This is a genomic window from Acidovorax sp. (genome assembly GCF_046294525.1).
Lineage (GTDB): Bacteria > Pseudomonadota > Gammaproteobacteria > Burkholderiales > Burkholderiaceae_C > Acidovorax.
Map to the genome: position 1 here is coordinate 15,481 of NZ_JBKBKQ010000036.1, position 23,506 is coordinate 38,986.

The following is a 23,506-nucleotide window of genomic DNA, read 5'->3' on the forward strand; positions in this document are numbered from 1 at the left end:
CAGCGCGCGGTGCGCCTTGATGCTTGCAGGTGCCGGGGGCTTGTACCGCGGGTGGCATCAATACCGGGTGTGGCTCAGCTCTTCAAATAGTTCACTATAAATTTTGTAGCGATTGGCGCTTATTCCGCCTGCGCCAGGGCCTTGTTTGACTGCTTCTATCACTCCACAGCCCGGCTCATGCAGGTGCGTGCAGTTGTAGAACTTGCAGCCGGTGGCGTGTTCGGCGATGTCGGGCATGCAGGCCGCCAGTTGCATGGGCGCAATGTGGTGCAGGCCAAATTCCTGAAAGCCGGGCGAATCGATCAACGCCGTGGTGCGTGCTTCGTCCATCCAGTACCAGTGTGTGCTGGTGGTCGTGTGCTTGCCGGAGTTCAGGGCCTGGGATATCTCGCCGGTGAGCACGGTGGCACCCGGCACCAGCAGGTTGATCAGCGTGCTTTTGCCTGACCCGGAGGGGCCCAGAACCAGCGTGGTCTTGCCCGCCAGGTGTTGCATCAGCAAAGCGCGGTCCACCTCGCTGGAGAGCGCCAGCGACAGCGGCAGCACACCATAGTGCGCACCCGCGCCCATGTGCCGGTAGGGCAGCAGGCGCTCCCAGGCGCGTGCAAACGGCTCGACAAGGTCGCTCTTGTTGAGCCCGATGAGGGGCTTGATGCCTGCAGCCTCCGCGGCGATGAGCGCGCGTGACAGCTGGCTTTCTGAAAACACGGGCTCGGCGGCGATCAGGATCAGCACCTGGTCCAGATTGGCCGCGAAGGATTTGGTGCGGATCTCGTCCTGCCGGTAGAAGAGATTGCGGCGCTCCAGCACCTTCTCGATGGTCCCCTCGTCGCCCTGGCCGGGCGGTGGGGCTTGCCACATCACGCGGTCGCCCACCACGGCCTGGTTCTTCTTGCCGCGCGGGTGGCAGATGCGGCGGGCCCCGTCCGGAGTTTCCACCATGCAATGGCGCCCATGGCTGGCGACCACGGTGCCTTCCAGAAGGGCGCTGCGCTCAGCCATGGTGCAGGGGACGGATCACGGCGTCACGCCACCAGGGCGTCAAACTGGGCCGCGCACTCGAAGTCGGTCGATGAGATGCCGTTCACATCGTGCGTGTTCAGCCGCACCACGCAGCGGTTGTAGTGCACCGACAGGTCAGGGTGGTGGTCTTGTGCGTTGGCGATGAAGGCCAGCGCGTTCACGAACGAAATGGTTTCGTAGTAATTGGCGAAGTGGTAGGTCTTCTCGATGGCCACATCGGCACCGTCGCCGCTCAGGCTCCAGCCTACGAGCTTGGCAAGGTTTGCTACAACTTCCGTAGCTGTCAGCGCACGTCGGGTCTGCGTAGACCAGTCTTTTTTCTTCAACATCGTGGAGGTCATGGGTGGGCGGGAGTAGGGTGCATGCGCGCCAGGCGTTCGCTGGCGGGCGGATGCGAGTAGTAGAACCTTACGTACAACGGGTCAGGGGTGAGGGTGGAGGCGTTGTCTTCGTACAGCTTGAGCAGGGCCGACGACAGATCGGCACCGCTGGCCTGCGCCACCGCATAGGCGTCGGCCTGGAACTCGTGCCGGCGGGACTGTTGCGAGAACAGTGGCGAGATGAAGAACGTGAACACCGGCACCACCAGCATGAACAGCAGCAGCGCCAGCGCGTCGTTCGGCGCTGCGGCGAGGGCGGGGTCCAGCGAGACGTTGGGTCGCACGCCAAGGCCGGTGTAGAACCAAATCTGGTTGGAGAGCCAGCCCAGCAGCGCGAAACCGGCCAAGCTGAGAGCAAACATGGTCACCACGCGCTGAATGATGTGGCGGTGTTTGAAGTGGCCCAGCTCATGTGCCAGCACGGCCTCGACTTCGCCCGGCGCCAATTGCTTCAGCAGGGTGTCGTAGAACACCACACGCTTGGCGGCACCAAAGCCGGTGAAGTAGGCGTTGGCATGGGCGCTGCGCCGGCTGCCGTCCATAACAAACAAGCCCTTGGCAGAGAAGCCACATCGCTGCATCAGCGCGGTGACGCGGGTTTTGAGCGATTCGTCTTCCAGCGGCTGGAACTTGTTGAACAAGGGCGCAATGAAAGTGGGGTAGATCACCATCAGCAGAAGGTTGAACCCCATCCAGAACGCCCAGGCCCACAGCCACCACAACGGGCCTGCCGCGCCCATCAGCCACAGGATCAATGCCGCAATCGGCAAGCCGATGACGGCGCCCACCGCCATCCCTTTGAGCGCGTCTGCCAACCAGAGCCGCCATGTCATCTTGTTGAAGCCGAAGCGCTCTTCCACCACAAAGGTTTGATACAGCGACATAGGCAGGTCGATGAGTCCGCCAATGGCAACAAACGCCACCAGCAGTGCCAGCTGTTGCAGCATGCCGGGGCCCATCACGTCCAGCAGGCTGCGGTTCAGTGTGTCGAGTCCGCCGAGCAAGGTCCACCCTAGCAGCACCGCACCGCCAATAGCCATTTCCACCATGCCCAGGCGCGTCTTGGTGATGGTGTAGTTGGCGGCTTTCTGATGAGCAGCCAGCGGAATGCGCTCGGCAAATGCGGTGGGCACGGCGCCACTGTGGCGGGCCACGTGCCGCACCTGGCGCGTGGCCAGCCAGAACTTGAGTGCCATGCCCAGGGTCAGCGCGGCCGCAAAAACCGCTGTGAGCAGCATGGAAGGGGAAAAATCGTCGGAAAAGGGCATGTGCGGCGAGTTTAGGCCATCGGCGACAATGCGCGCCATGTCAGAACCCCTCAACCCTACCCCGCCCGCGCTGGCCAAGTCCGACCAGAATCTCGTCTGGCTGGACTGTGAGATGACCGGCCTGGAGCCCGATACCGACCGCCTGCTGGAAATCGCCGTCATCGTCACCGGCCCCAGCCTCGAACCCCGCATCGAAGGCCCTGTGTTTGCCATCCACCAGTCCGACGAACTGCTGAACAAGATGGACGCCTGGAACAAGGGAACCCATGGCCGCAGTGGCCTCATCGACAAGGTGAAAGCCTCCACAGTCACCGAGGCCGATGCCGAGCGCGAGATACTGGAGTTCTTGGCGCGGTATGTGCCCAAGGGCACGGCCCCCATGTGCGGCAACAGCATCGGGCAGGACCGCCGCTTTCTGGTGCGTTACATGCCCAAGCTCGAAAAGTTCTTTCACTACCGCAATGTGGACGTTAGCACGCTCAAGGAGCTGGCCAAGCGCTGGAAGCCCGTGGCCTATACCAGCTTCAAGAAGGCCCAGAAGCACACGGCGCTTGCCGATGTACACGAGTCGATCGACGAGCTTGCGCACTATCGTCAGCACCTGTTGTCTGTTTGAACAGTGAGACAGCCCTGCGCAATGCCCAGTCCATCCATTTGGATGGTGGGTCTTGCGGGGAAACCCTAGTCGTGCCATAATTGCTGGCTGCGCAGGAATACCGCCGCGCAGTTTGTGCATCTCCCCTCACACACCGGGCTTGCCAGCCACTGTGGCCCCACAGTGCAGATCTGGCGAATGACAGCCCACCCGCATCGGCCTGACCTACCAGAGCCAGCGCAGGTTTCGTTTGATGGTTGATGTTTTTTAACCATAAACGAAGCCAATCGTGGGCAGCGCCCGCGACCGTCTTCGCGAGAGAAAAATTCATGACCGACACCTCTTTGGTGCAGGGCGAGTTCGCGCCTGCAGATACCTCTATTGCTGCCGACATTTCCGTGCAGTCTTCTTCTCTGGATGCTGTGGTGGCTGCTGCCAATGAAGGCGATGCTGGCGTTACCGCCGAACCCAATGGCTTCATCGAACTGGGTCTGGCGCCCGAGCTGGTGCGCGCCGTAGCCGATCTGGGCTACACGCAACCCACCAGCGTGCAGCGCAAGGCCATCCCTCTGGCCATGGGCAGCGATGCCTCCAAGTTCATCGATCTGATGGTCTCCAGCCAAACGGGTAGCGGCAAGACCGCCGCCTTCCTGCTGCCCGTGCTGCACACGCTGATCCAGCAGCAGGCTGTGGCCGAAGCCGAAGAGCGCGCTGCATTCGACCGCGCTGTGGCTGAGGCTGCCGCTCGTGGTGAGCCAGCCCCCAAGCGCGCCAAGCGAAAGGACCCCACCAGCTCGCGCAACTTCAAGGCCGCCACCCCTGGCGCACTGATCCTGTGCCCCACGCGTGAACTGGCCCAGCAGGTGGCGCACGACGCCATCGACCTGGTCAAGCATTGCCGAGGCCTGCGCGTGGCCAATGTGGTGGGCGGCATGCCTTACCAGTTGCAGATCGCCAAACTGCAAAACGCCGACCTCGTGGTGGCAACGCCAGGCCGCCTGCTGGACCTGCAGCGCTCCATGCAGATCAAGCTCGACAAGGTGCAGTTCCTGGTGGTGGACGAAGCCGACCGCATGCTGGACCTGGGCTTCTCGGACGACCTGGCCGAACTGAACCAGCTGACCAGCCAGCGCAAGCAGACCATGATGTTCAGCGCCACCTTCGCGCCACGTATCCAGCAATTGGCGATGCGTGTGATGCACGACGGTGGTTCGTCGGTGCAAAAGGTGACCATCGACTCTCCGCAAGAGAAGCACACCAACATCAAACAGGTGCTGTACTGGGCCGACAACGCCCAGCACAAGCGCAAGCTGCTGGACCACTGGCTGCGTGACACCACGATCAACCAGGCTATCGTGTTCGCCAGCACCCAGGTGGAGTGCGATGGTCTGGCCAATGACCTGCAGCAAGACGGTTTCTCGGCTGTGGCCCTTCACGGTGCCTTGAGCCAAGGCCTGCGCAACCGCCGCCTGATGGCGCTGCGCAGCGGCCAAGTGCAGATCCTGGTGGCGACCGACGTGGCCGCCCGTGGCATCGACGTGCCCACGATCACGCACGTGTTCAATTTCGGCCTGCCCATGAAGGCCGAGGACTACACCCACCGCATCGGCCGCACCGGCCGTGCGGGCCGCGACGGCCTGGCCGTCACCTTTGCCGAGTTCCGCGACCGCCGCAAGATCTACGACATTGAGTCGTACAGTCGGCAGCAGTTCAAGGCTGAGGTGGTGCCTGGCATGGAGCCCGCCCAGCGCGCGCCCCAGGCGCCCCGCGGGGGCGATTTTGGTGGCCGCGGCCGTTCGGGCGGCTATGACCGGGACAGCCGCGACCGCAAGTTTGGTGGCCCCGCCCGTGGCGGCCACGACCGCGGTGGCTTTGGCGGCGGTTTCGGTGGCGGCTTTGCCGGCCGGGGTGACAACCGCGGCGCGCCAGCCCGGGGCGATGGTGGCAGCTTTGGCGGCCGTGACGACCGTGGCTTCGCGCCCCGCCGCGACGCGGAGGGCTATGGCCGTAAACCCGGCTTTGGCGATACAGGGCGTGGCGGATTTGCTCCCCGTAGCGACGCAGGTGCACCGCGCGGCGACTTCGCGCCGCGCAAGCCCGCGTTTTCCAAGCCTGCAAGCGGTGGCGGCAAACCGTTTGTGGCGCACGACGCACGCAAGCGCCCCGCACGTCCGGCGCGCTGATCGCCGGGCAAAACGGAGTGCATTGAGCGCTCCGGGGATCAAGGGTTGGTACTGCAAGGTGCCGGCCCTTTTTTTTGGCCGCAGTGTGCGCCGTCCTCATTTGCCCGGCGGGCTCGTCAATAATGGGTCACGGAGGAATTTGTCGTGGTGTCTTCTCTTTCCTCGGGGGCTGATTACGAGCACATGTTCGAGCTGGCGCCCGTCTCGCTGTGGCTGGAGGATTTCAGCCAGCTCAAGCAGCTTTTTGACAGCTGGCGCGCTCAGGGCGTCAGCGACCTTCGGGTCCACCTCGCTGCAGACCCCGATCGCCTGCGCCAATGCAGTGCCGCGCTGCGCGTGTTGCAGGTCAACCGCCGCACGCTCGACCTGTTTGCAGCAGACAGCCTGGCGCACCTAGAGGCCAACCTGGACAAGGTCTTCCGCGACGACCGGCACGACACGGCGGCGCACGAACTGGCGCAGCTCTGGGACGGGCAGCTGGAGTTTTCGAACCAGACAGTGAACTACGCACTGGATGGGCGGCGCCTGGATGTGCACGTGCGTGCGCGCATCCTGCCGGGCCACGAAGCGGATTGGCGCCGCGTGCTGGTTTCGCTGGAGGACAACACGCAGCAGCTGGAGGCCGTACGCCGGTTGGGGCGCAGCGAGCAGTATGCGCGCGACTTGTTCGAGCATTCACCGGTTTCGCTGTGGGTGGAGGATTTCAGCGCTGTGAAGCGGCTGCTCGACGGTGTGCGGGCCCAGGGCATTGGCGACTTCAAGACCTTTCTCAAGGTGCATCCGGATTTTGTGGGCCGCTGCATGCAGGAGATTCGCGTCATCGACGTGAACCAGCAGACGCTGCGCATGTTCGGTGCGGCCAGCAAGGACATGCTGCTCAACAACATTGGCCGCGTTTTCCGCGGCGAGATGCACGAATCGTTTGCCGAGCAACTTCAGGACCTGTGGGACGGCAAAACCTTCCAGCAGCGCGAGGTGGTCAACTACGCGCTCTCCGGCGATGCGGTCCATATCCACATGCAGTTCTCCGTGCTCGACAGCCATATGCATGACTGGGGGCTGGTGCTTTTGTCCCTGGTGGACATCACGGCCCGCAAGAAGGCCGAGGCTTACCTGGAATACCTGGGCAAGCACGACGTGCTGACCCAGCTGCGCAACCGTGCCTTCTACGCCGAGGAGCTGAATCGGCTTACGCGCAAGGGCCCCTGGCCGCTGTCCATCATTGCCATCGACCTCAACGGCCTCAAGGCGGTGAACGACGATCAGGGCCATGCGGCGGGCGATTCGATGCTGCGGCGTGTGGGCGAGGTGTTGGCCAAGGCGGTGGACGCCCCCGCGTGCGCGGCACGCATCGGTGGCGATGAGTTCACGGTGCTGCTGCCCGGCACCGAGGAGCGGGGCGCCCATGCGCTGCAGGAGCGCATCATCTCCATGCTTGACCTGAACAACCAGTTCTACCCCGGGCAGCCCCTGAGCCTGGCCATGGGCATCGCAAGCTGTCAGTCCGGCGACGGGGTCGAGGCGGCGATTCACCGGGCGGACCAGGCTATGTACGCAGAGAAGAACCGCTACTACCAGCAGAAGAACAACGACCGCCGCCAGCCCTCTGGGGCCTGAGCATCGGGGTCAGGGATTGGCCGCAACGCGGCGCCCAATGTCGGGCCAGCGTCGGTGCAGGACCAGCCAGGCCACAAGGCCCACGCACATCATCAAGAGCGAGGCCAGGGCCAGCAACACAGTGGAATGCATGACCAGCGGCGCAATCACTCCGGCCACCAGACCGTTAGCGGTGGATCCCACAAACGCTTGCATTGATGATGCCATGCCACGCCGCTCCGGATGCAGGTCCAGCACCAGCAAGGTCACCACCGGCACCATGAGCGCCCATCCAAAGGCAAACACCGCGATGGGCAGCAGCGCCCAGCAGGCCTGCGCGGCAAAGACGCTGTTGGCCGCCAGGTTGAGCACAGCCACCACAAACATGATGAGAAAGCCGTGGCGGATCTGCCGCTTGGGCGGGATGCGGCCCGCCAGTCGGCCGCTGAGCCAGGCGCCGCCCATGATGCCGGAGATGGTCAGCACAAAGAACCAGAAGAACTGCGTGGGCGCCAGGCCCAGGTGCTCTCCCAGGAAGGCGGGGGCTGACAGCACGTACAGGAACATGCCGTTGAAGGGAACGCCGCTGGCCAGTGCCAGCAGCAGGAAGCGGGGACTGGAGCCCAGTTGCACATAGCCACGCAGGAGATGGCGCACGTTGAAGGGTTGGCGATGCTCTGTGTGCAGTGTCTCGGGCAGCAGCCGGTAGTTGGCCGACCACAGAGCGACACCGACCAGGGCGAGAAACCAGAAGATGCTGTGCCAGCCCGTGTGCACAAACAGCCATCCGCCGATGATGGGGGCAATGGCGGGCGCCACGCCAAAATAGATGGTGACCTGGCTCATCACCTTCTGGGCTTCGGCGGGTGGGAACATGTCGCGGATCACCGCGCGCGACACCACGATGCCCGCACCGGCCGACAGGCCCTGGAGGGCGCGAAACGCCACCAGTTGTCCAATGGTCTGCGAAAGCGCACAGCCGACCGATGCCAGTGTGAACACTGCAATACCCCACAGAATCACCGGCCGGCGCCCGAAGCTGTCGGCCAGTGCTCCATGGAACAGGCTCATGAACGCAAAGCCAAACAGGTAGGCCGAGAGGGTTTGCTGCATTTCCACCGGCGTGGCTCCCAGGGCGGTGGCAATTCCGGAAAACGCAGGAATGTAGGTATCGATGGAAAACGGCCCCAGCATGCCCAGCACGGCCAGCAGCACCGCCAAGGCCCAGCGGGGGGCTTTCCAGAGCAGATGGGCTTGTGGATTCATGGCGAGGTGATGGTGGCAGCAAAAACAAAAAAGCCTGCTACGTGCGGTAGCAGGCTTCATGTGCCCGAGGGCTTTGATTTGGTGGGTCCTGAGTGACTCGAACACTCGACCTACGGATTAAGAGTCCGCTGCTCTACCAACTGAGCTAAGAACCCAAATCTTTGAATGCGTCTGCATTGCTGCAGAGCCTTGAATTATGCACCAATTTTGGCGGGGCTTGCAAGCGCGCCCAAAAATTATTGCATCGCGTTGCGACTGGCCAGCTCTACAAACAGACCGCTGTGGTCCAGCTCGCCCAGGCCGTGGTCAACGCCTTCGGCGTACAGGGTCTCGAAGAGGGCGGTGATGGGGGCGTCGAACCCGATTTCGCGCGCGGTGGCCAAGGCGTTGCGCATGTCCTTGAGCTGCACAGCCATGCGGCCGCGCGGAGCGAAGTCGCGTTCTACCATGCGCTGTCCGTGCAGTTGCAGGATGCGGCTGTCGGCAAAGCCGCCGGTGATGGCTTCGCGCACCTTCGCCATGTCGGCGCCGCCCTTGGCGGCAAACAACAGCGCTTCGGCCACGGCGCCGATGGTAATGCCCACGATCATCTGGTTGGCCAGCTTGGTGAGCTGGCCTGCGCCATGTGGGCCGACGTGCGTGGCCCGGCCGAGCGCGGCAAACACGGGTGTTGCGCGTGCGTAGTCTTCAGGCCGCCCACCGACCAGGATGGCCAGTGTGCCGTTTTCCGCGCCCACTGTGCCCCCGGAAACCGGAGCATCCAGGTGCGCCAGACCCATCTCGCCCAGGCGCGCCGCGTGGTCCCGGGCCTCGCGCGGCTGGATGGAGGCCATGTCCACAAACAGCGCCCCCTTGCGCATGGCCTGGGCCGTGCCCTGTTCAAATAAAACCCGGCCGACCACCGGGCCGTTTTCCAGCAGGCTGACGACCACATCTGCGCCGCGCACTGCGTCTGTGGGCATGGAGTGCACCGTGATGCCGAAGGCCGCCAAGGGGTCCGCCTTGGAGCGGGTGCGGTTCCAGGCGTGCACTTCGTGCCCCGCCTCACGCAGGCGGCACGCCATGGGGCGCCCCATCATCCCAATGCCCAGAACGGCGATACGTAGCGGTGTGGTGGTTGTCATGGCGTCACTCTTTGAGGTGTTGTCTCTGAGCACATCATGTGCCTTTTTGGTGCATCTCCCTGTCATGCAGCTTGCAGCTTGCGGCATTCGAAAATTGCAAAGATGATGACAGCTGGTCGGTTACAAATTACGGAGACATCACCCATGACCTTGCCCCTGCACGACCCCGCCTGGCTGGAGCGCATGTACAACAACCGGGCGCTGGTGCCCGACCACATGGCCTACTTCCAGCGGTGGGCGCAGGACTCTGCCTATGTGCGCGCGCACCAGCCCTGTGTGCTGGATGTTGCCTATGGACACGGGCTGGGGGAAACGCTGGACATCTTCCCTTCCGGGCGCGAGACGCCGCCGGGCGGGGTGCCGGTGCTGGTCTTCATCCACGGGGGCTACTGGCGCTCGCTTGACAAGGCCGATCACTCGTTCATCGCGCCGCCGTTTACCCAAGCGGGATTTTGCGTGGTGGTCGTGAACTATGCGTTGTGCCCCGGAACGCCCGACGCGCCCGTTACCATCCCGCACATCATGCGGCAGATGGAAAAGGCGCTGGGCTGGGTCTGGCGGAACATTGCAGCGCATGGCGGGGACCCGGGCCGCATCACGGTGGTTGGGCACTCTGCGGGCGGGCAGCTTGCCGCCATGCTGCTCACCAGCGTGTGGCCGCTGCTGGGCAAGGGGCTGCCTGACCGGCTGGTGCGCAGTGCGCTGTCAATCTCTGGTGTGCACGACCTGGATCCGATCATGTACACGCCCATGTACCAGTCGGTGCTCAATCTGACGGAGCAGCAGGTGCTGCAATACAGCCCCGCGCGCCTGCTGGAGCCGCCGGGCGGCACGCTCTACTGCGTGGCGGGGGCCGACGAAAGTCCGGAGTTTCTGCGGCAGAACCAGCTCATGCAGGATGCGTGGGGCAGCCACTTCGTGCCGCGCAGCCAGGCCCTGCCGGGGCTCAACCATTTCAGCATCGTCGACGCCCTGGCCAAGCCGGGGCACGACCTGCACCACATGGCGCTCAATCTGTTGCGGATGTGAGCGATGGGTTGCAGCTTGGGTTTGCACGTGTCCGCGCCCACCCATGCGGCGGACGGGGACGGGGCGCATTTCATGCTTACATCAGCAGGTGTTCGCCCGCGTTGTCGCCGCCCAGGATCACGTAGTTCACCTTGCGGATGTCCATCAGTTTCTTGCCACCGGCATAGCTGATGGAGCTTTGCACGTCCTGCTCCATCTCGATCAGCGTGCTGGCCAGCTTGCCCTTGATCGGCTCCAGGATGCGCTTGCCTTCAACGTGCTTGTATTCACCCTTGTTGAAGTCGCTGGCCGAGCCGTAGTACTCCTTGTACAGCGCACCATCCACTTCCACCGTCTGTCCGGGCGACTCTTCGTGGCCCGCAAACAGCGAGCCGATCATCACCATGCTGGCGCCAAAGCGGATGCTCTTGGCAATGTCCCCATGGCTGCGGATGCCCCCATCGGCAATGATGGGCTTGGTGGCCACGCGTGCGCACCACTTCAGCGCCGACAGCTGCCAGCCGCCCGTTCCAAAACCTGTCTTGAGCTTGGTAATGCACACCTTGCCCGGGCCCACGCCGACCTTGGTCGCATCGGCGCCCCAGTTCTCCAGATCAATCACGGCCTCAGGCGTGGCCACATTGCCTGCAATTACAAAAGACTTGGGCAGCTTGTCCTTCAGATAGCCGATCATGTTCTTCACGCTGTCGGCATGGCCGTGGGCGATGTCGATGGTGATGTACTCAGGCGTCAGTCCCAGCGCCACCAACTGGTCCACGGTGTCGTAGTCGGGCTGCTTCACGCCCAGAGAGATCGACGCGTAGCATCCTTGCGCGTGCATGTCCTTCACGAACTGGACGTTGTCCAGGTCAAAGCGGTGCATTACGTAAAAGTAGCCGTTCTTGGCCAGAGAGGCGCAGATTTTCTCGTCCACCACCGTCTTCATGTTGGATGGCACCACAGGCAGTCGAAACGACCGCCCGCCCAGCTCCACACTGGCGTCGCATTCCGAGCGGCTTTCTACCCGGCATTTGCGCGGCAGCAAAAGGATGTTGTCGTAGTCGAAGATTTCCATGAGATTCCAAGCTCCTTTGAAGAAAGGCGCTGCCAAACCATTTCGGCAGCGTGGGGCGCTTGGCTTGGGACCGGTTTTGTGGGGGAGGGCGTACAAGCCGTCACCGAGCCCTGGTTGCACAGGCACAAAAAACCGGGCGTCAAGAAACTTGGGCCCGGTGACTGATTCTACCCGCCTGGGAAAACCGCCCTATAACGCCGCAGGTATTACCGGCATACGGATTGGGCTGCTGCGACGATGTGGCCTGCAGCGTCCTGCACCCAACCCACCATCTGCAGGCGCTCGGTCTTGGCGCCTTCCGGGATGCGCATGGGGCGTGCCTCCATCCACCGGGCCCAGGCAGAGCGGGCGTTGCGCTTCTCGTGCGGCTGCCACACGCCCTGCAGCACATTGCGCACGATCTGGCGCGGCACGGTGGTGCCCTCGGTGCCCGCAGGCACGGCTTCCACCAGAACGAGGTAGTACGTCCATGCCGTATTTGCGGCGGTGCTGGGGTGGGCGTTGCGACCCGGCGCGAACTCGATGGCCGTGCCGAGGTAGTCGTTGAAGGGCAGTCCCAGCGCCACCCGCAGCCGCGCGGAAGAAGGCCTTGTTGTCGGGTGCGGCTCGACAGTGCCGACATGGAAATCTGTGCCGGCACGCAGCGTGCGGCCCAGCGACTGCAGGCGGTGCTCTGCATCGCGGGTGGCCGCCGCCGAGAGAGGGGCGTCGTCTCCTGCGGCGCTGGGCACAATCCAGTCCAGCACGGTCGCAGTGCCGCTGGCGGAGGGCGAGGGCGTGGTGGCATCAGTCCAGCATGCTTCGCAGTCCGCATGGATAAAGCGCTCGAACACTGCCGTGGGGCGTGGCGTGCCGTCGCTGCTGCAGGCAGCTTGTGCCCAGGCGGAAGGCGCTTGGGCCAGCGCCAGTGTCAGCGCGGCCAGGGAGTGGGCAGTGTTTTTCATGATGGGCTGGGCCTTGGGCGCGGGGCGCTTTCTACAATGCCACCATGTTCCCACAAGACCCGTTCTCGGTCGCGCCAGATGACGCGGCGCCCCCACACGCCGGGGCGCCCGCCGCCTCTTCGCCCCTGTTAGCCCACCTCAACGACGAGCAACTCGCCGCCGTCACACTGCCCGCCGGGCACGCGCTCATCCTCGCCGGCGCGGGATCTGGCAAGACGCGGGTGCTCACCACCCGCATCGCGTGGCTGCTGCAAAACGGCTATGCCACGCCTGGCGGCATCCTGGCCGTCACCTTTACCAACAAGGCGGCCAAAGAGATGGTGGCCCGCCTGTCGGCCATGCTGCCCGTGAACGTGCGCGGCATGTGGATCGGCACCTTCCACGGCCTGTGCAACCGGCTGCTGCGCGCGCACCACAAGGCGGCGGGGCTGCCGCAGTCGTTTCAGATTCTCGACACGCAAGACCAGCTCTCGGCCATCAAGCGCCTGTGCAAGCAGCACAACGTGGACGAGGAGCGCTTCCCGCCCAAGCAACTGTCGTACTTCATCGCCAGCTGCAAGGAAGAGGGCATGCGTCCTGGCGATGTGCCAACGCACGACAGCGACAGCCGCAAGAAGGTCGAGATCTACCAGCTGTACGAAGAGCAATGCCAGCGCGAAGGCGTGGTGGACTTTGGCGAGCTGATGCTGCGCAGCTACGAGCTGCTGCGCGACAACGACCCGATCCGCGAGCACTACCAGCGCCGGTTTCAGCACATCCTGGTGGACGAGTTTCAGGACACGAACAAGCTGCAGTACGCCTGGCTCAAGCAGCTGGCGGGCAATGAGGTGAACGGGCACTACGAGGCGCGGGGCAGTGTGATCGCCGTGGGCGACGACGACCAGAGCATCTACGCGTTTCGCGGCGCGCGCGTCGGCAACATGACCGACTTCGTGCGCGAGTTTGATGTCAGGCAGCAGATCAAGCTGGAACAGAACTACCGCAGCTACAGCAACATCCTCGACTCGGCCAACCACCTCATCAGCCACAACAGCCGCCGCTTGGGCAAGAACCTGCGCACCACGCAGGGCGCGGGCGAGCCCGTGCGTGTGTACGAGGCCAGCTCCGACCTGGCCGAGGCGCAGTGGATGGTGGACGAGATCAAGCAGCTGGTGCGCAGCGACGGCTTTGAGCGCAAGGAAATCGCCGTGCTCTACCGCAGCAATGCGCAAAGCCGGGTGATCGAATCGGCATTGTTCAACGCCAGCGTGCCCTACCGCGTGTATGGCGGCCTGCGGTTTTTTGAGCGCGCTGAAATCAAGCACGCGCTGGCGTATTTGCGCCTCTTGGAGAACCCGCACGACGACACCAGCTTCACCCGCGTCGTCAACTTTCCGCCGCGCGGCATTGGCGCGCGCAGCATCGAGGTGCTGCAGGACGCGGCCCGCGCCTCAGGCTGCTCGCTGCACGATGCGGTGAGCGCCGTGCCCGGCAAGGCGGGCGCCAACCTGGGCGCGTTTGTGGCCATGGTGGATGTGCTGCGTGAGCAGACCCAGGGCCTGAACCTGCGCGGCATCATCGAGCAGATGCTCGAATCCACGGGGCTGGTGGAGCACTTTCGCACTGAAAAGGAAGGCGCCGACCGCATTGAGAACTTGCAGGAACTGGTCAATGCCGCCGAGAGTTTTGTCACGCAAGAGGGCTTCGGCCGCGACGCGGTGGCGCTGCCGCTCGATGAGCACGGCACGCCGCTCACCCAAAGCATGGTCAGCCAAGGGCTGGACCCCAATGCGCCGGTGCTGGATGAACCCCTGAAACCTGTGGTGCCCGGCATCGTGGACGCTGACACCGGCGAAACGCTCTCGCCACTGGCTGCGTTCCTGACCCACGCTGCGCTGGAGGCGGGCGACAACCAGGCCCAGGCTGGGCAAGACGCCGTGCAGCTCATGACCGTGCACGCGAGCAAGGGCCTGGAGTTTGACTGCGTGTTCATCGGCGGTATGGAAGAGGGCTTGTTCCCGCACGAGAACTCCGCCAGCGACCGCGACGGCCTGGAGGAGGAGCGCCGCCTCATGTACGTGGCCATCACCCGCGCCCGCAAGCGCCTATACCTGAGCCATTCGCAAACGCGCATGCTGCACGGCCAGACGCGCTACAACATCAAGAGCCGTTTTCTTGACGAACTGCCCGAGCCGGCGCTGAAATGGATCACGCCCAAGCAGCAGGGCTTTGGCTCGTTCGCGCCTGGCAGCTCTTACGGATCTGCTCCTTATTCAGGAGCTGCTAGCGTTTATGGATCAAGCGCTAGAGGCGGTTTTGGCACTAAATCTGACTCTTTTGCCAGCCCCCCGGTGCCACCGCAGAAGGCGGCCCCATCGCACGGCCTGCGTGCCGGCCTTGCGGTGTTCCACACCAAGTTTGGCGAAGGCAAGGTGCTGGCGATTGAGGGCACGGGCGACGACGCGCGTGCACAGGTCAACTTTCCGCGCCACGGCACCAAGTGGCTGGCGCTGTCGGTGGCCAAGCTGACGGTGGTGGATTGACGTGACGGAACGTGGGCCGCAGGCGTGTGCGCCCGCGCGTGCGCGCTGGTGGCTGCGCCCGCGCACCGTGGTCATTGCAGTGGCGTGCGCGGTGCTGCTGCCCGTGGCGTTGATGTGGGCCGCATTTCTCTTCCTCATTTCGCAAGAGGACTACCAGCCAGCGCCGGGCACGCTCACCTATTACCTCGGCATCTCTTCGCTGGTGCGGGGTGTGGTGGTGCCAGGCGCTGCAGGGGCCCCGCATTACTACGGCACCGTGGGCGACGGCAACAAGCCGGCGCGGTCGGAGGTGGCTTACGAAGTACCGCCCGAGCACCTGGAGGAGACTGTGGCCGCCGTCCACGCGTACCTGCTGCGCAATGGTCTGCATGAACGCGCGGTGGACGCAGAGGGGCGTGCCATGGTGCAGGCGTACTACGGAGAACTGGTGCGGTATACCGAGTACGAGGCACCGCAAGGTGGGCTTGTGGTGCTGATTGTCGAGCCGCTGCGTGGCGGGCCGACCCATCGCCTCAGCGTGTCGGACTACGACTGAGCATGGGGCGCGGTGGAGGCACGCGTTTTGCAGTGGCGCTGTTCACCTGCATGGCGCTGCGGGCGGAGGTCTTGGTGCTATTAAGTTAATAGCTATTGGCGCTTATCTAACAAGCGCTGGGGCTGTTTTTAATCAAATATTCTGGCTGGGTCGGAGATCTGCCACCACCCAGTGGTTGTCCAGTCGTGCCGTCTGCAACCCACCGCCGTGCAGGTGTTCCAACGGCGCCCCATCCTGCGCGGCTTGCAGGCTGCCGGCAAGCCCGCCCGCCCACAGCATGCCATCGTGCACGGCCAGCGGGCAGACTTCGGGCAGCGGCACCAGGCCCATCCATTCGCCTGGGAGCGAAAACGTGGCAATGCCATGGGCGCGCGGGCAGCTCACGGCCCAGCCGGTGGGCGTGGCGGCGATGCTGCCGCCGTAGCCTTGCAGGCGGGGGGCGGTGCCTTCCGATGCGGGCACTGTGCGCAGCGCTTGCCCGTCGAACAGCGCCAGCACCGGGGCCGTGTTCTTGCGTGAGGCATCGTCGTGCTCGGCCTGCAGCGCAATCCCGAGCGTGCGCCCATTCGGGCTCCAGGCCAGATGGCGAAGGCTCAGGCGCTGGTCTGGCAGGCGCCACTGGCCCAGCAGGGCGCCGGTGCTGGCGTCCAGCCGCACGATGGACGAATCCATGGTGTGCAAATCGCGTTTGACGCGGCCGGTTTCGGGGACTGTGGGCACGCCGCCGTTGGCGACGATGAGGGTGGGTGCGCCGCTGGCGGTGTGGTGCATGTCCCAGACCAGCTCATGCGCGTCGACGCCGTGGGTGGGCCATTCGGTGGTTTTTTCCAGGGTGCGCGCATCGCGCACGGCCACCCAACTGGCGCCCGTTTCGGTGTCGGTTTCGGTGGTGTAGAGCTGGCGGCCGTCGGGGCTCCCCAGCACGTGGCCGTTGAAGGTCCGCTCTCCGCCCTGCCACAGCCATTGCGGCTCGGTGCCCCGCCAGGGTTGCCAGCGCACCAGCCAGTCGCCTGGGCGCCGCGCCGCAGCCACCACATCACCACCCGGCAGCACGCAAAGGCCGTGCGCGCGGGTGGGCACGCTGAGGCTGGTGTGGACCTGCAGCGCCTGCCCGGCGCCTTCACGGGTGGTCAGCATGCCGATGTGAAAGCTGCCCTGTTGCTCCCAGGCGGCGGCCAGTTGCACCACCCCGTCTCCGGCGGCCCTGGCCCAACCGGTGCGCGGCGCCAGCGCCCAGGCGCCCAGGCCTGCCAGCCCTGCCAGCCCTGCCAGCGTTTGGCGGCGATGAATGGGATCAGTCGCCATCGGCGTCCGAGAACCCAATGCTCACCTGCAGCGCAGGCGCCACTTCAGACTCGGCCAGAAACTTGAGCGCGGCCAAGTCCTTGGCGGTTTGCTGGATGGCACCTTTGTCCTTCAGTCCCGCCTTTTGCACTTGTGCCATTGATGCGTCCACCTTGTCGGTGGCCTGGCGCAGCTTGTCGGCCAGCGGGTTCAGGCCCTTGCCGCGAAGGTACATCTCGAGCGGCACCAATGCTTCGCCGGGGGGGGGTGTGGCGGCGCCTGCGGGCAGGGTGGTCACGCTGCGCAGGCCTGCCCAGGTGGCGGCCCAGGCACTCAGAGTGCTACCGCTGGCGGTGCGGGGGTAGTCCGGCGTGCGGGTTCCCGAACCCGATCCCGCTGCGCGCAGCGGCTTTTCCATCTGTGCCCAGCGCAGGCGTTCGATGCCGCCCACCCATTGGTTCATGAACTCGCTCATGGCCTGGGTGGAGGCTTCCTGCTCGTCCTCAGCGCCCCAGTCGGTGGCGGCGGCGTCGGCAAAGGCTTGCTGCAGCGCGGCGGATTCGCGGGCCACGTCCTGGGCCACTTCGTACGTGTAGCGGCAGGCGGGGCTGCCGGGCTGCACGGGGCGTGTCCACAGCAGCCATTCCAGCGCTGGCAGGCCCTTGGCGGGGGTGCCTATGCGCTCAAAGGCCTTGGCGCCCTGCGGTTGGGCCACGATGGCTTTCTCGATGAGCGCGGGGCGGGTGGGCGTGAAGTCGATGGCCCGCTGACTGCGGCGCGCGATGACGGGGCCCACGGACACGGCGGACAGCTGCTCCCACGCGCGGGCGGTGGCCAGCCAGGCGCTGCGGGCAGCGTCCAGCGCGGCCTTGCCATCGGTGCCTTGCGCCTCGCACAGCGTGCCGATGGCTGGCGCCAGCGCCCGGGCGCTGCGGTCAAAGTCGTGTGCGCGGGGCAGCGCCCAGTGGCTGTAGATGCCTTGCAGGGCGTGCACCGTGTCGAAGAACGGCACGGCGTTGCGTTGCCAGGCCGGTCCGGTCGTCGCCTGGGCTTGCGCCGCCGTGGGCAGTGCCCAGGGGGCCAGCGCGGCCAGCCACAGGCCTGTGCCCAGAATGCGCGAAGTGATCCTCCTGTTCATAAGGACTCCACAAACTTCACCAAGGCATCCCGGTCGGCCTTTTTCATCTTCAGCACTTGGTCTTTGGCCGCCTCGGCCTCGCCGCCGTGCCACAGGATGGCTTCCAGCACGCCGCGCGCGCGGCCGTCGTGCAACAGGCGCGTGTGGCCGTTCACGTCCTTGATCAGGCCGGTGCCCCACAGCGGGGGCGTCTTCCACTGCCGGCCGTTGGCGCCAAAGTCGGGACGGCCATCGGCCAGGCGTTCGCCCATGTCGTGCAGCAGCAGGTCGGTGTAGGGCCAGATGCGCTGGCCGTTCAGAGCCTTGCTCGTCAGCTCGGGGAACGGCCCGCTCTGGGTGACGTAGCTGGGCCGGTGGCAGGTGGCGCACTGGGCCTGCGCAAACAGGGCCTGGCCGCGCAGCACCTGCGCGTCGTTGGCGTTGCGCCGCGCGGGCGGAGCCAGGGTGGCCTGGTAGAAGACCACGTCGGCCAGGGTCTTGTCGTCGATCTCCACACCGTCGGCGCCGCTCTTTCCGCTCGGCGCAGTCAGGCAGTCCTTTTGCGCGGGCGTACAGACCTCGTTGGGAAAATGGCGCGATGTAATGCCCATGTCGCCCTGAAACGCGCCTCCTGTCTGGTGCGCGATGGTTGCCACGTTGGCCTTCCATCCAAAGCGGCCGGTCATCATGCGGCCCGATGGCGCGTCCCACACCTTGTTCGGCACACCCTTGATGGGACCGGAGGAGGCGGCCTGGTCGGCCGCGTTGGCCAGGATGTCGGCCTCTGCAATGGCTTCCAGCAGCCCCACGCCGATGATCTGCGGCGCAATGCGGGGGCTCACCATCACGTCGGGGTGCATGGGACCATAGCCCAGGTCGGCAAAGCCGTACACGGGCTTTTGCAGCGCGTAGGGCGTGCCGTCGGCGAACTTACCTTTGATCGTTTCGTAGCGCAGGGTCACGCGGCCCTCGGGCTTGACGCCCTGGATGGCGGCGTTGTTGAACTGGTCGCCGTACACCGGGTCGGGCTTGGGGCCTCCGTGCGCGTCCTTGCCGGGGATGGACAGGCGGATCAGAAGCGCCACCGTGGGGTCCTGGGTATCGCCCAGCCGGTTGAAGATGGCTGGCGGCTCGCCGCGCCCGTCCTGCACATGGCAGCCGCCGCACGAGCGCGCGATGAAGTGCGGGCCCAGGCCGTCGCGCGCCTTGGTCGATGCAGGTGCCTCCACCCAGTTGCGCTTGAAGAACGAATTGCCGATGACAAACCGCGTGCGCTCGTCGTCGGGCAGATTGGCGGCGGGGAACGAGAACGCGTTGCGCCCGGTGGCATACACCGTGGTGTCGCCGCCCGTTTTTTCGCCCAATGCGTCGGGCTGCGGGGCGGCCACCAGGGCGCCCATGCCGAGGGCGCCGATCCCGATGCTGGCGGCCACCACACACAGGATGCGCTGGCGGCGGATGGCTTGCACAGGCTGCATGTTCAAGGCTGCACCAGCGTGAGCTTGGTGATGCCAATCGCGTTCGCGGCCGCCACCAGATCCTTGCTTTGCTGCGTGAGGCTGTCGATGGTCTTCTGGATGCGCAGGCGACCGGGGGCGTCCTTGCCGCCGATGATCTCGCGGTCGAACGGCGCCTGGATGGCTTCGGCGGCAGCCACCGAGGCCGCGATCTGCTGCGTGGTCTTGTCGGCCAGGCCAGCATCCTTGGCGGCCACCAGGTCGCGCAGCGACGGGCCTTGCAGCACGGTGCCGTCAGCCTGCTGGTACTGGCCCAGCCACACGTTCTGGATGCCTTGCGCGTTGGTCACCGCGTCGCGGTGCGTGTTGTCCGAGAAGCACGAGTGCTCGTCCTCCTGGTCCTGGCTGTTCAGTGCCACCTCCAGCCGTTCGCCGGCCAGTTCGCCGCGCGACAGCGAGCCCAGGCCCACCAGCATCTTGCGCACCGATTCGCGCCCCCCCTTGGCAAAGCGCGCGCGGTAGTTGTTCTTCGCATCGGGCGCCCAGGCCTTGACCAGGGTGGTGAGGTCGTCGATCAGCAACTCGGTCACCACGTTCAGGTACTGGCGGCGGCGGTCAGCGTTTTGGGCCTTGCCGTCCACGAAGTCTTCAAAGCTGCGCTCGCCCGGGCCGGTTTCCGACAGGTCCTGGCCCCACAGGAAGAACTCGATGGCGTGCCAGCCGGTGGCGATGTTTTCCTCGCCGCCGCGTTCGTTCTGGGCCGACAGGTTCTTTTTGGTGATGGCGAATTGGCGGTTGTTCACCAGGCCTGCATCGGGCTTACCCTGCACGCTGTCCACAAACGACTCGTCCATGGGCCAGGCGTTGATGCGGCCTTCCGGGCCCTTGTCGTCGTCGATGGGCCCGCCGTAGAAGCGGAAGGCCTCTGTCTGGCCATAGAACTCGCGCGCGGCCAGCCACTGCTTGCGGGCCTCGGCCAGCGTTTGCGCCGACGGCTGCGCGGTAAAGGCCTGGATGGCGGCCTGCATGGTTTTCGCGGCGGCCAGGGTGTCGGCATAGTTGGCGTGCACCAGCTGGCCGTAGTGCGCGGCCACGGTCTGGAAGCTGGCGGCAGAGGCTTGCGCGCCCGCTGTGGCCGGCACGGCTGCGGGACTGGCAGCTTGTGCATGCGCACTGTGGGCCCACAACCCCAGCGACAGGGCGGCGATCAACACGGATTGCTGGAACAGGGAACGGTGGGAATGTTGGGTCATGCCGGGGTCTCCGCAAAAGGCGTGCAGGCCACGCACCGCCGCACAGGGTGCGGTACGGCAGCAGGGCACTGCATCGGAAGGGGTGGTTCAGACGGTTCGCACTGGCTTTGACCGGGCTTGCGTGTCACGCGGAGCAGGCACGCTGCAGGCCTTCATGGCTGGCGGATGATGAAGCGTTGATTATACAAATGCTAGTGATTCGTATTTGAAAACTGCTCAAGACCGCAGTAGATGGGGCCCTGTCATCAAAACGCCGCAAAATCTTCATGGTCACGTCATGCCGTGTTTCTACGCTGCAGGGGCTTTGTAACAACCCACACCCCCGAGGAAATCCGATGACCCACCGCGTGGACACGCCCGAGCAGGCGATCGACTTCAACAACGAAAACTCCAACACCTCCGCCAACCCGACGTTCGACGATGTGCTGGGTGCACGCCTGTCGCGCCGCGGTCTGCTGCGCGGCGGCGTGGGTTCGGTGGGCACGGCCATGCTGGCCGGCTTTGGCGTGACGGCCTGCGGCGGCAGCGACGATCCCGCCGTGGTGGAGCCGCCACCGGCCGGCCCCAAGCTGCTGGGTTTCGGCGCCGTGCCCAAGAGCCTGGCCGACGTGGTGGCTGTGCCTGCGGGCTACACCGCCAGTGTGCTGTTTGCGCTGGGTGATCCCCTCGCCGCAGGCGTGCCCGCCTACAAGAACGACGGCACCGACACCGACTTTGACAAGCGCGCCGGCGACCACCACGACGGCATGGAATGGTTTGGCCTGGGTGCGGACGGCAAGCGCAATGACAGCGCCGCCGAGCGCGGCCTGCTGGCCATCAACCACGAAGCCACGACGGACGAAAAGCTGTCTTCGTTCTTTCTGCACGCCAACGGCGGCACGTCCACGCTGCCCCGTCCCGCAGCCGAAGTGGACAAGGAAACCGACATCCACGGCATCGCCGTGATCGAAGTGGCCAAGTCCGGCGGCAAGTGGGCCTATGTGCCCGGCTCGTCGCTCAATTTCCGGCTCACCTCGCTCAGCCCTATCGAGATTTCGGGCCCCGCACGCGGCAACGCGCTGATGATCACCAAGTTCTCGCCCACCGGCGTGATGACGCGCGGCACGCTGAACAACTGCGGCACGGGCAAGACGCCCTGGGGCACCTTCCTGACCGGTGAAGAAAACTGGTTTGGCTACTTCACCCGGGGCGCAGCCGACGACGCGGCCCGCGGCAACGACAAGAGCGTGACGGCCCTCAAGCGCTATGGCCGCAACCAGGGCGCGGCATCGCGCCACGGCTGGGAAACCGGCGGCGCCGACGACAAGTACCAGCGCTGGAACAACAGCAAGACCGGCACCTCGGCCGACGGCAGCGATGACTACCGCAACGAGATGAACGGCATGGGCTACATCGTCGAGATCGACGCCTATGACAAGACCCGTATGGCCAAGAAGCGCACGGCTCTCGGCCGCTTCGCGCACGAGAGCGCGGCCTTTGGCAAGGTGGAAGCCGGCAAGCCCGTGTCCATCTACATGGGCGACGACTCGCGCGGCGAGTACATCTACAAGTTCGTCTCCAACGCGCTGTGGAACGCAGCGGACGCCAATGCCGCCGACCGCATGGCCGTGGGCGACAAGTACATGGACAGCGGCAAGCTGTACGTGGCCAAGTTCAACAACGACGGCACGGGCACCTGGGTGGAACTGAGCCTGTCGAACACCGCCATCGCCAACTACGCCAACTACAAGTTTGCCGACGCGGCCGACATCGCCGTCAACACCCGCCTGGCCGCCGACGCCGTGGGCGCCACCAAGATGGACCGCCCCGAGTGGAACGCGGTGAACCCCACCAACGGCGAGATCTACTTCACCCTGACCAACAACAGCGCCCGCAGCGTGAACCCTGGCAGCGGCCAGTACCTGCCCGACGCCGCCAACCCCCGCGCCTACACCGACATGAAGGGCAGCAGCGCGCAGAACGGCAACCCCAACGGCCACCTGGTGCGCCTGAAGGAAGGCAACTCGGCCACCACGTTCACGTGGGACGTGTACCTGTTCGGCGCCGAATCCGGTGCCGACAAGTCCATGGTCAACATTTCTGCCCTTACGGCCGACCAGGACTTCTCCAGCCCCGACGGCCTGGTGTTCAGCAAGGCCACCGGCATCTGCTGGATCCAGACCGACGACGGCGCCTACACCGACGTGACCAACTGCATGATGCTCGCCGCCGTGCCCGGCCAGGTGGGCGATGGCGCCAAGAAGACGCTGAGCTACACCAAGACCGACGGCAGCAAGCTGGACATCGTGACGCCCGTGGGGAAAGCCGCCACCGAGACCACGCTCAAGCGCTTTCTGGTCGGCCCCAAGGGCAGCGAAATCACCGGCCTGGCCGAAACGCCCGATGGCAAGGCCATCTTCGTGAACATCCAGCACCCCGGCGAAACCACCGCCATGGCCGACATTGGCGACCCCGCCAAGTACACCAGCCAGTGGCCCGCCAATGCTGGCTACGGCGCCGGCAAGCGCCCACGCTCGGCCACCATCGTGATCACCAAGAACGATGGCGGCGTGATCGGTACCTGATCGCTGCGTGAGCGATTGTTCACGGGTGGGAGAAGAACGCAGCCGCTGCCTCCTTGGGCGGTGGCTGCTGCGTTGAATAAGGATGGGAAAGGGCCTGCAGCCCAGGGTTGCGGGCCCTTTTCTTTTTGCTGCGTGCTGCGCAGCAGGTATCAAGATACTATTAAATTGATAGCTGTCAGCGCTTGTCCTGAAAGCGCTAGGGACCCTCTTCACGAATCCCCTGCGTCATGTGCCGACGAATGCTTGAAGCCGAGACAATAGGCACATGAAGCAAAGCAGCCTGGGCCTGAGCAACACCACCAAGCGCACGCG

At 65.0% G+C, this 23,506-nt stretch carries 18 protein-coding genes and 1 tRNA gene; 7 read left to right on the forward strand and 12 right to left on the reverse strand.

What is annotated here, in order from left to right; all coding sequences use genetic code 11:
• Nucleotides 1-57: 57 nt before the first annotated feature.
• The 3 genes from rsgA to ACK4HJ_RS21500 are packed head-to-tail and all read right to left on the reverse strand — an operon-like array spanning nucleotide 58 to nucleotide 2,671.
• Nucleotides 58-1,002 (reverse strand): ribosome small subunit-dependent GTPase A, encoded by a 945-nt coding sequence (gene rsgA / locus ACK4HJ_RS21490; protein ID WP_409835347.1) that lies wholly within the window; start codon nucleotides 1,000-1,002, stop codon nucleotides 58-60.
• A 23-nt stretch (nucleotides 1,003-1,025) separates the two neighbouring features.
• Nucleotides 1,026-1,364 carry a 4a-hydroxytetrahydrobiopterin dehydratase gene (locus ACK4HJ_RS21495; protein ID WP_409835349.1) on the reverse strand — a complete coding sequence of 113 codons (339 nt, stop codon included), beginning with the start codon at nucleotides 1,362-1,364 and terminating at the stop codon, nucleotides 1,026-1,028.
• Nucleotides 1,361-2,671 carry a M48 family metallopeptidase gene (locus tag ACK4HJ_RS21500; protein ID WP_409835351.1) on the reverse strand — a complete coding sequence of 437 codons (1,311 nt, stop codon included), beginning with the start codon at nucleotides 2,669-2,671 and terminating at the stop codon, nucleotides 1,361-1,363. The genes ACK4HJ_RS21495 and ACK4HJ_RS21500 overlap by 4 nt, the downstream gene beginning before the upstream one ends.
• 37 nt (nucleotides 2,672-2,708) lie before the next feature.
• Here ACK4HJ_RS21500 and orn point away from each other — a divergent pair, with 37 nt between their 5' ends.
• The 3 genes from orn (at nucleotide 2,709) to ACK4HJ_RS21515 (ending at nucleotide 7,066) form a co-directional block, all read left to right on the forward strand.
• Nucleotides 2,709-3,287 carry an oligoribonuclease gene (gene orn / locus ACK4HJ_RS21505; RefSeq protein ID WP_409835353.1) on the forward strand — a complete coding sequence of 193 codons (579 nt, stop codon included), beginning with the start codon at nucleotides 2,709-2,711 and terminating at the stop codon, nucleotides 3,285-3,287.
• 308 nt (nucleotides 3,288-3,595) lie between these two features.
• Nucleotides 3,596-5,449, forward strand: coding sequence for a DEAD/DEAH box helicase (locus ACK4HJ_RS21510; RefSeq protein WP_409835355.1), 1,854 nt, complete (start codon nucleotides 3,596-3,598; stop codon nucleotides 5,447-5,449).
• A 144-nt stretch (nucleotides 5,450-5,593) separates the two neighbouring features.
• Entirely contained in the window at nucleotides 5,594-7,066 is a 1,473-nt protein-coding gene (locus ACK4HJ_RS21515; protein ID WP_409835356.1) for a diguanylate cyclase domain-containing protein, read from the forward strand.
• A gap of 9 nt (nucleotides 7,067-7,075) precedes the next feature.
• On the opposite strand, the gene ACK4HJ_RS21520 is transcribed toward ACK4HJ_RS21515, so the two are convergent.
• The 3 genes from ACK4HJ_RS21520 to ACK4HJ_RS21530 form a co-directional block, all read right to left on the reverse strand.
• Complete coding sequence (locus tag ACK4HJ_RS21520; RefSeq protein ID WP_409835358.1) at nucleotides 7,076-8,311, reverse strand: multidrug effflux MFS transporter; 1,236 nt, start codon at nucleotides 8,309-8,311, stop codon at nucleotides 7,076-7,078.
• Between the two features lie 79 nt (nucleotides 8,312-8,390).
• Nucleotides 8,391-8,466 (reverse strand) — tRNA-Lys (locus ACK4HJ_RS21525).
• Between the two features lie 81 nt (nucleotides 8,467-8,547).
• Complete coding sequence (locus ACK4HJ_RS21530; protein ID WP_409835360.1) at nucleotides 8,548-9,522, reverse strand: NAD(P)-dependent oxidoreductase; 975 nt, start codon at nucleotides 9,520-9,522, stop codon at nucleotides 8,548-8,550.
• Between the two features lie 57 nt (nucleotides 9,523-9,579).
• On the opposite strand from ACK4HJ_RS21530, the gene ACK4HJ_RS21535 reads away from it, so the two are divergent.
• Entirely contained in the window at nucleotides 9,580-10,464 is an 885-nt protein-coding gene (locus ACK4HJ_RS21535) for an alpha/beta hydrolase (RefSeq protein WP_409835362.1), read from the forward strand.
• Between the two features lie 76 nt (nucleotides 10,465-10,540).
• On the opposite strand, the gene ACK4HJ_RS21540 is transcribed toward ACK4HJ_RS21535, so the two are convergent.
• Both ACK4HJ_RS21540 and ACK4HJ_RS21545 read right to left on the reverse strand, forming a co-directional pair.
• On the reverse strand, nucleotides 10,541-11,518 hold the full coding sequence (locus ACK4HJ_RS21540; protein ID WP_409835364.1) for a GMP reductase: 978 nt from the start codon (nucleotides 11,516-11,518) through the stop codon (nucleotides 10,541-10,543).
• Between the two features lie 206 nt (nucleotides 11,519-11,724).
• On the reverse strand, nucleotides 11,725-12,462 hold the full coding sequence (locus ACK4HJ_RS21545) for a hypothetical protein (RefSeq protein ID WP_409835365.1): 738 nt from the start codon (nucleotides 12,460-12,462) through the stop codon (nucleotides 11,725-11,727).
• A 44-nt stretch (nucleotides 12,463-12,506) separates the two neighbouring features.
• Here ACK4HJ_RS21545 and ACK4HJ_RS21550 point away from each other — a divergent pair, with 44 nt between their 5' ends.
• Nucleotides 12,507-14,984, forward strand: coding sequence for a UvrD-helicase domain-containing protein (locus tag ACK4HJ_RS21550; protein ID WP_409835367.1), 2,478 nt, complete (start codon nucleotides 12,507-12,509; stop codon nucleotides 14,982-14,984).
• 1 nt (nucleotide 14,985) lies between these two features.
• Nucleotides 14,986-15,519 (forward strand): hypothetical protein, encoded by a 534-nt coding sequence (locus ACK4HJ_RS21555; RefSeq protein WP_409835369.1) that lies wholly within the window; start codon nucleotides 14,986-14,988, stop codon nucleotides 15,517-15,519.
• Nucleotides 15,520-15,651: 132 nt separating this feature from the next.
• Here ACK4HJ_RS21555 and ACK4HJ_RS21560 read toward each other — a convergent pair whose 3' ends face one another.
• The 4 genes from ACK4HJ_RS21560 to ACK4HJ_RS21575 are packed head-to-tail and all read right to left on the reverse strand — an operon-like array spanning nucleotide 15,652 to nucleotide 20,630.
• Nucleotides 15,652-16,824 (reverse strand): DUF1513 domain-containing protein, encoded by a 1,173-nt coding sequence (locus tag ACK4HJ_RS21560; RefSeq protein WP_409835371.1) that lies wholly within the window; start codon nucleotides 16,822-16,824, stop codon nucleotides 15,652-15,654.
• Entirely contained in the window at nucleotides 16,814-17,941 is a 1,128-nt protein-coding gene (locus tag ACK4HJ_RS21565; RefSeq protein ID WP_409835373.1) for an imelysin family protein, read from the reverse strand. Before ACK4HJ_RS21565 ends, ACK4HJ_RS21560 begins: the two co-directional genes overlap by 11 nt.
• Nucleotides 17,938-19,398 (reverse strand): di-heme oxidoredictase family protein, encoded by a 1,461-nt coding sequence (locus ACK4HJ_RS21570; RefSeq protein WP_409835375.1) that lies wholly within the window; start codon nucleotides 19,396-19,398, stop codon nucleotides 17,938-17,940. Before ACK4HJ_RS21570 ends, ACK4HJ_RS21565 begins: the two co-directional genes overlap by 4 nt.
• 2 nt (nucleotides 19,399-19,400) lie before the next feature.
• The gene (locus ACK4HJ_RS21575) at nucleotides 19,401-20,630 is read right to left on the reverse strand and encodes an imelysin family protein (RefSeq protein ID WP_409835377.1); all 1,230 of its coding nucleotides are present in this window, start codon (nucleotides 20,628-20,630) and stop codon (nucleotides 19,401-19,403) included.
• A 335-nt stretch (nucleotides 20,631-20,965) separates the two neighbouring features.
• Between ACK4HJ_RS21575 and ACK4HJ_RS21580 the strand changes: the two genes are divergently transcribed.
• Nucleotides 20,966-23,194, forward strand: coding sequence for a PhoX family protein (locus ACK4HJ_RS21580; RefSeq protein WP_409835379.1), 2,229 nt, complete (start codon nucleotides 20,966-20,968; stop codon nucleotides 23,192-23,194).
• Nucleotides 23,195-23,506: the final 312 nt, after the last annotated feature.

What these genes read in the sequence shown, in the direction of transcription:
- rsgA (WP_409835347.1), bottom strand. Translation starts at nt 1,002, where the DNA reads ATGGCTGAGCGCAGCGCCCTTCTGGAAGGCACCGTGGTCGCCAGCCAT.
- ACK4HJ_RS21495 (WP_409835349.1), bottom strand. Translation starts at nt 1,364, where the DNA reads ATGACCTCCACGATGTTGAAGAAAAAAGACTGGTCTACGCAGACCCGA.
- ACK4HJ_RS21500 (WP_409835351.1), bottom strand. Translation starts at nt 2,671, where the DNA reads ATGCCCTTTTCCGACGATTTTTCCCCTTCCATGCTGCTCACAGCGGTT.
- orn (WP_409835353.1), top strand. Translation starts at nt 2,709, where the DNA reads ATGTCAGAACCCCTCAACCCTACCCCGCCCGCGCTGGCCAAGTCCGAC.
- ACK4HJ_RS21510 (WP_409835355.1), top strand. Translation starts at nt 3,596, where the DNA reads ATGACCGACACCTCTTTGGTGCAGGGCGAGTTCGCGCCTGCAGATACC.
- ACK4HJ_RS21520 (WP_409835358.1), bottom strand. Translation starts at nt 8,311, where the DNA reads ATGAATCCACAAGCCCATCTGCTCTGGAAAGCCCCCCGCTGGGCCTTG.
- ACK4HJ_RS21530 (WP_409835360.1), bottom strand. Translation starts at nt 9,522, where the DNA reads ATGCCGCAAGCTGCAAGCTGCATGACAGGGAGATGCACCAAAAAGGCA.
- ACK4HJ_RS21535 (WP_409835362.1), top strand. Translation starts at nt 9,580, where the DNA reads ATGACCTTGCCCCTGCACGACCCCGCCTGGCTGGAGCGCATGTACAAC.
- ACK4HJ_RS21540 (WP_409835364.1), bottom strand. Translation starts at nt 11,518, where the DNA reads ATGGAAATCTTCGACTACGACAACATCCTTTTGCTGCCGCGCAAATGC.
- ACK4HJ_RS21545 (WP_409835365.1), bottom strand. Translation starts at nt 12,462, where the DNA reads ATGAAAAACACTGCCCACTCCCTGGCCGCGCTGACACTGGCGCTGGCC.
- ACK4HJ_RS21550 (WP_409835367.1), top strand. Translation starts at nt 12,507, where the DNA reads ATGTTCCCACAAGACCCGTTCTCGGTCGCGCCAGATGACGCGGCGCCC.
- ACK4HJ_RS21560 (WP_409835371.1), bottom strand. Translation starts at nt 16,824, where the DNA reads ATGGCGACTGATCCCATTCATCGCCGCCAAACGCTGGCAGGGCTGGCA.
- ACK4HJ_RS21565 (WP_409835373.1), bottom strand. Translation starts at nt 17,941, where the DNA reads ATGAACAGGAGGATCACTTCGCGCATTCTGGGCACAGGCCTGTGGCTG.
- ACK4HJ_RS21570 (WP_409835375.1), bottom strand. Translation starts at nt 19,398, where the DNA reads ATGCAGCCTGTGCAAGCCATCCGCCGCCAGCGCATCCTGTGTGTGGTG.
- ACK4HJ_RS21575 (WP_409835377.1), bottom strand. Translation starts at nt 20,630, where the DNA reads ATGACCCAACATTCCCACCGTTCCCTGTTCCAGCAATCCGTGTTGATC.
- ACK4HJ_RS21580 (WP_409835379.1), top strand. Translation starts at nt 20,966, where the DNA reads ATGACCCACCGCGTGGACACGCCCGAGCAGGCGATCGACTTCAACAAC.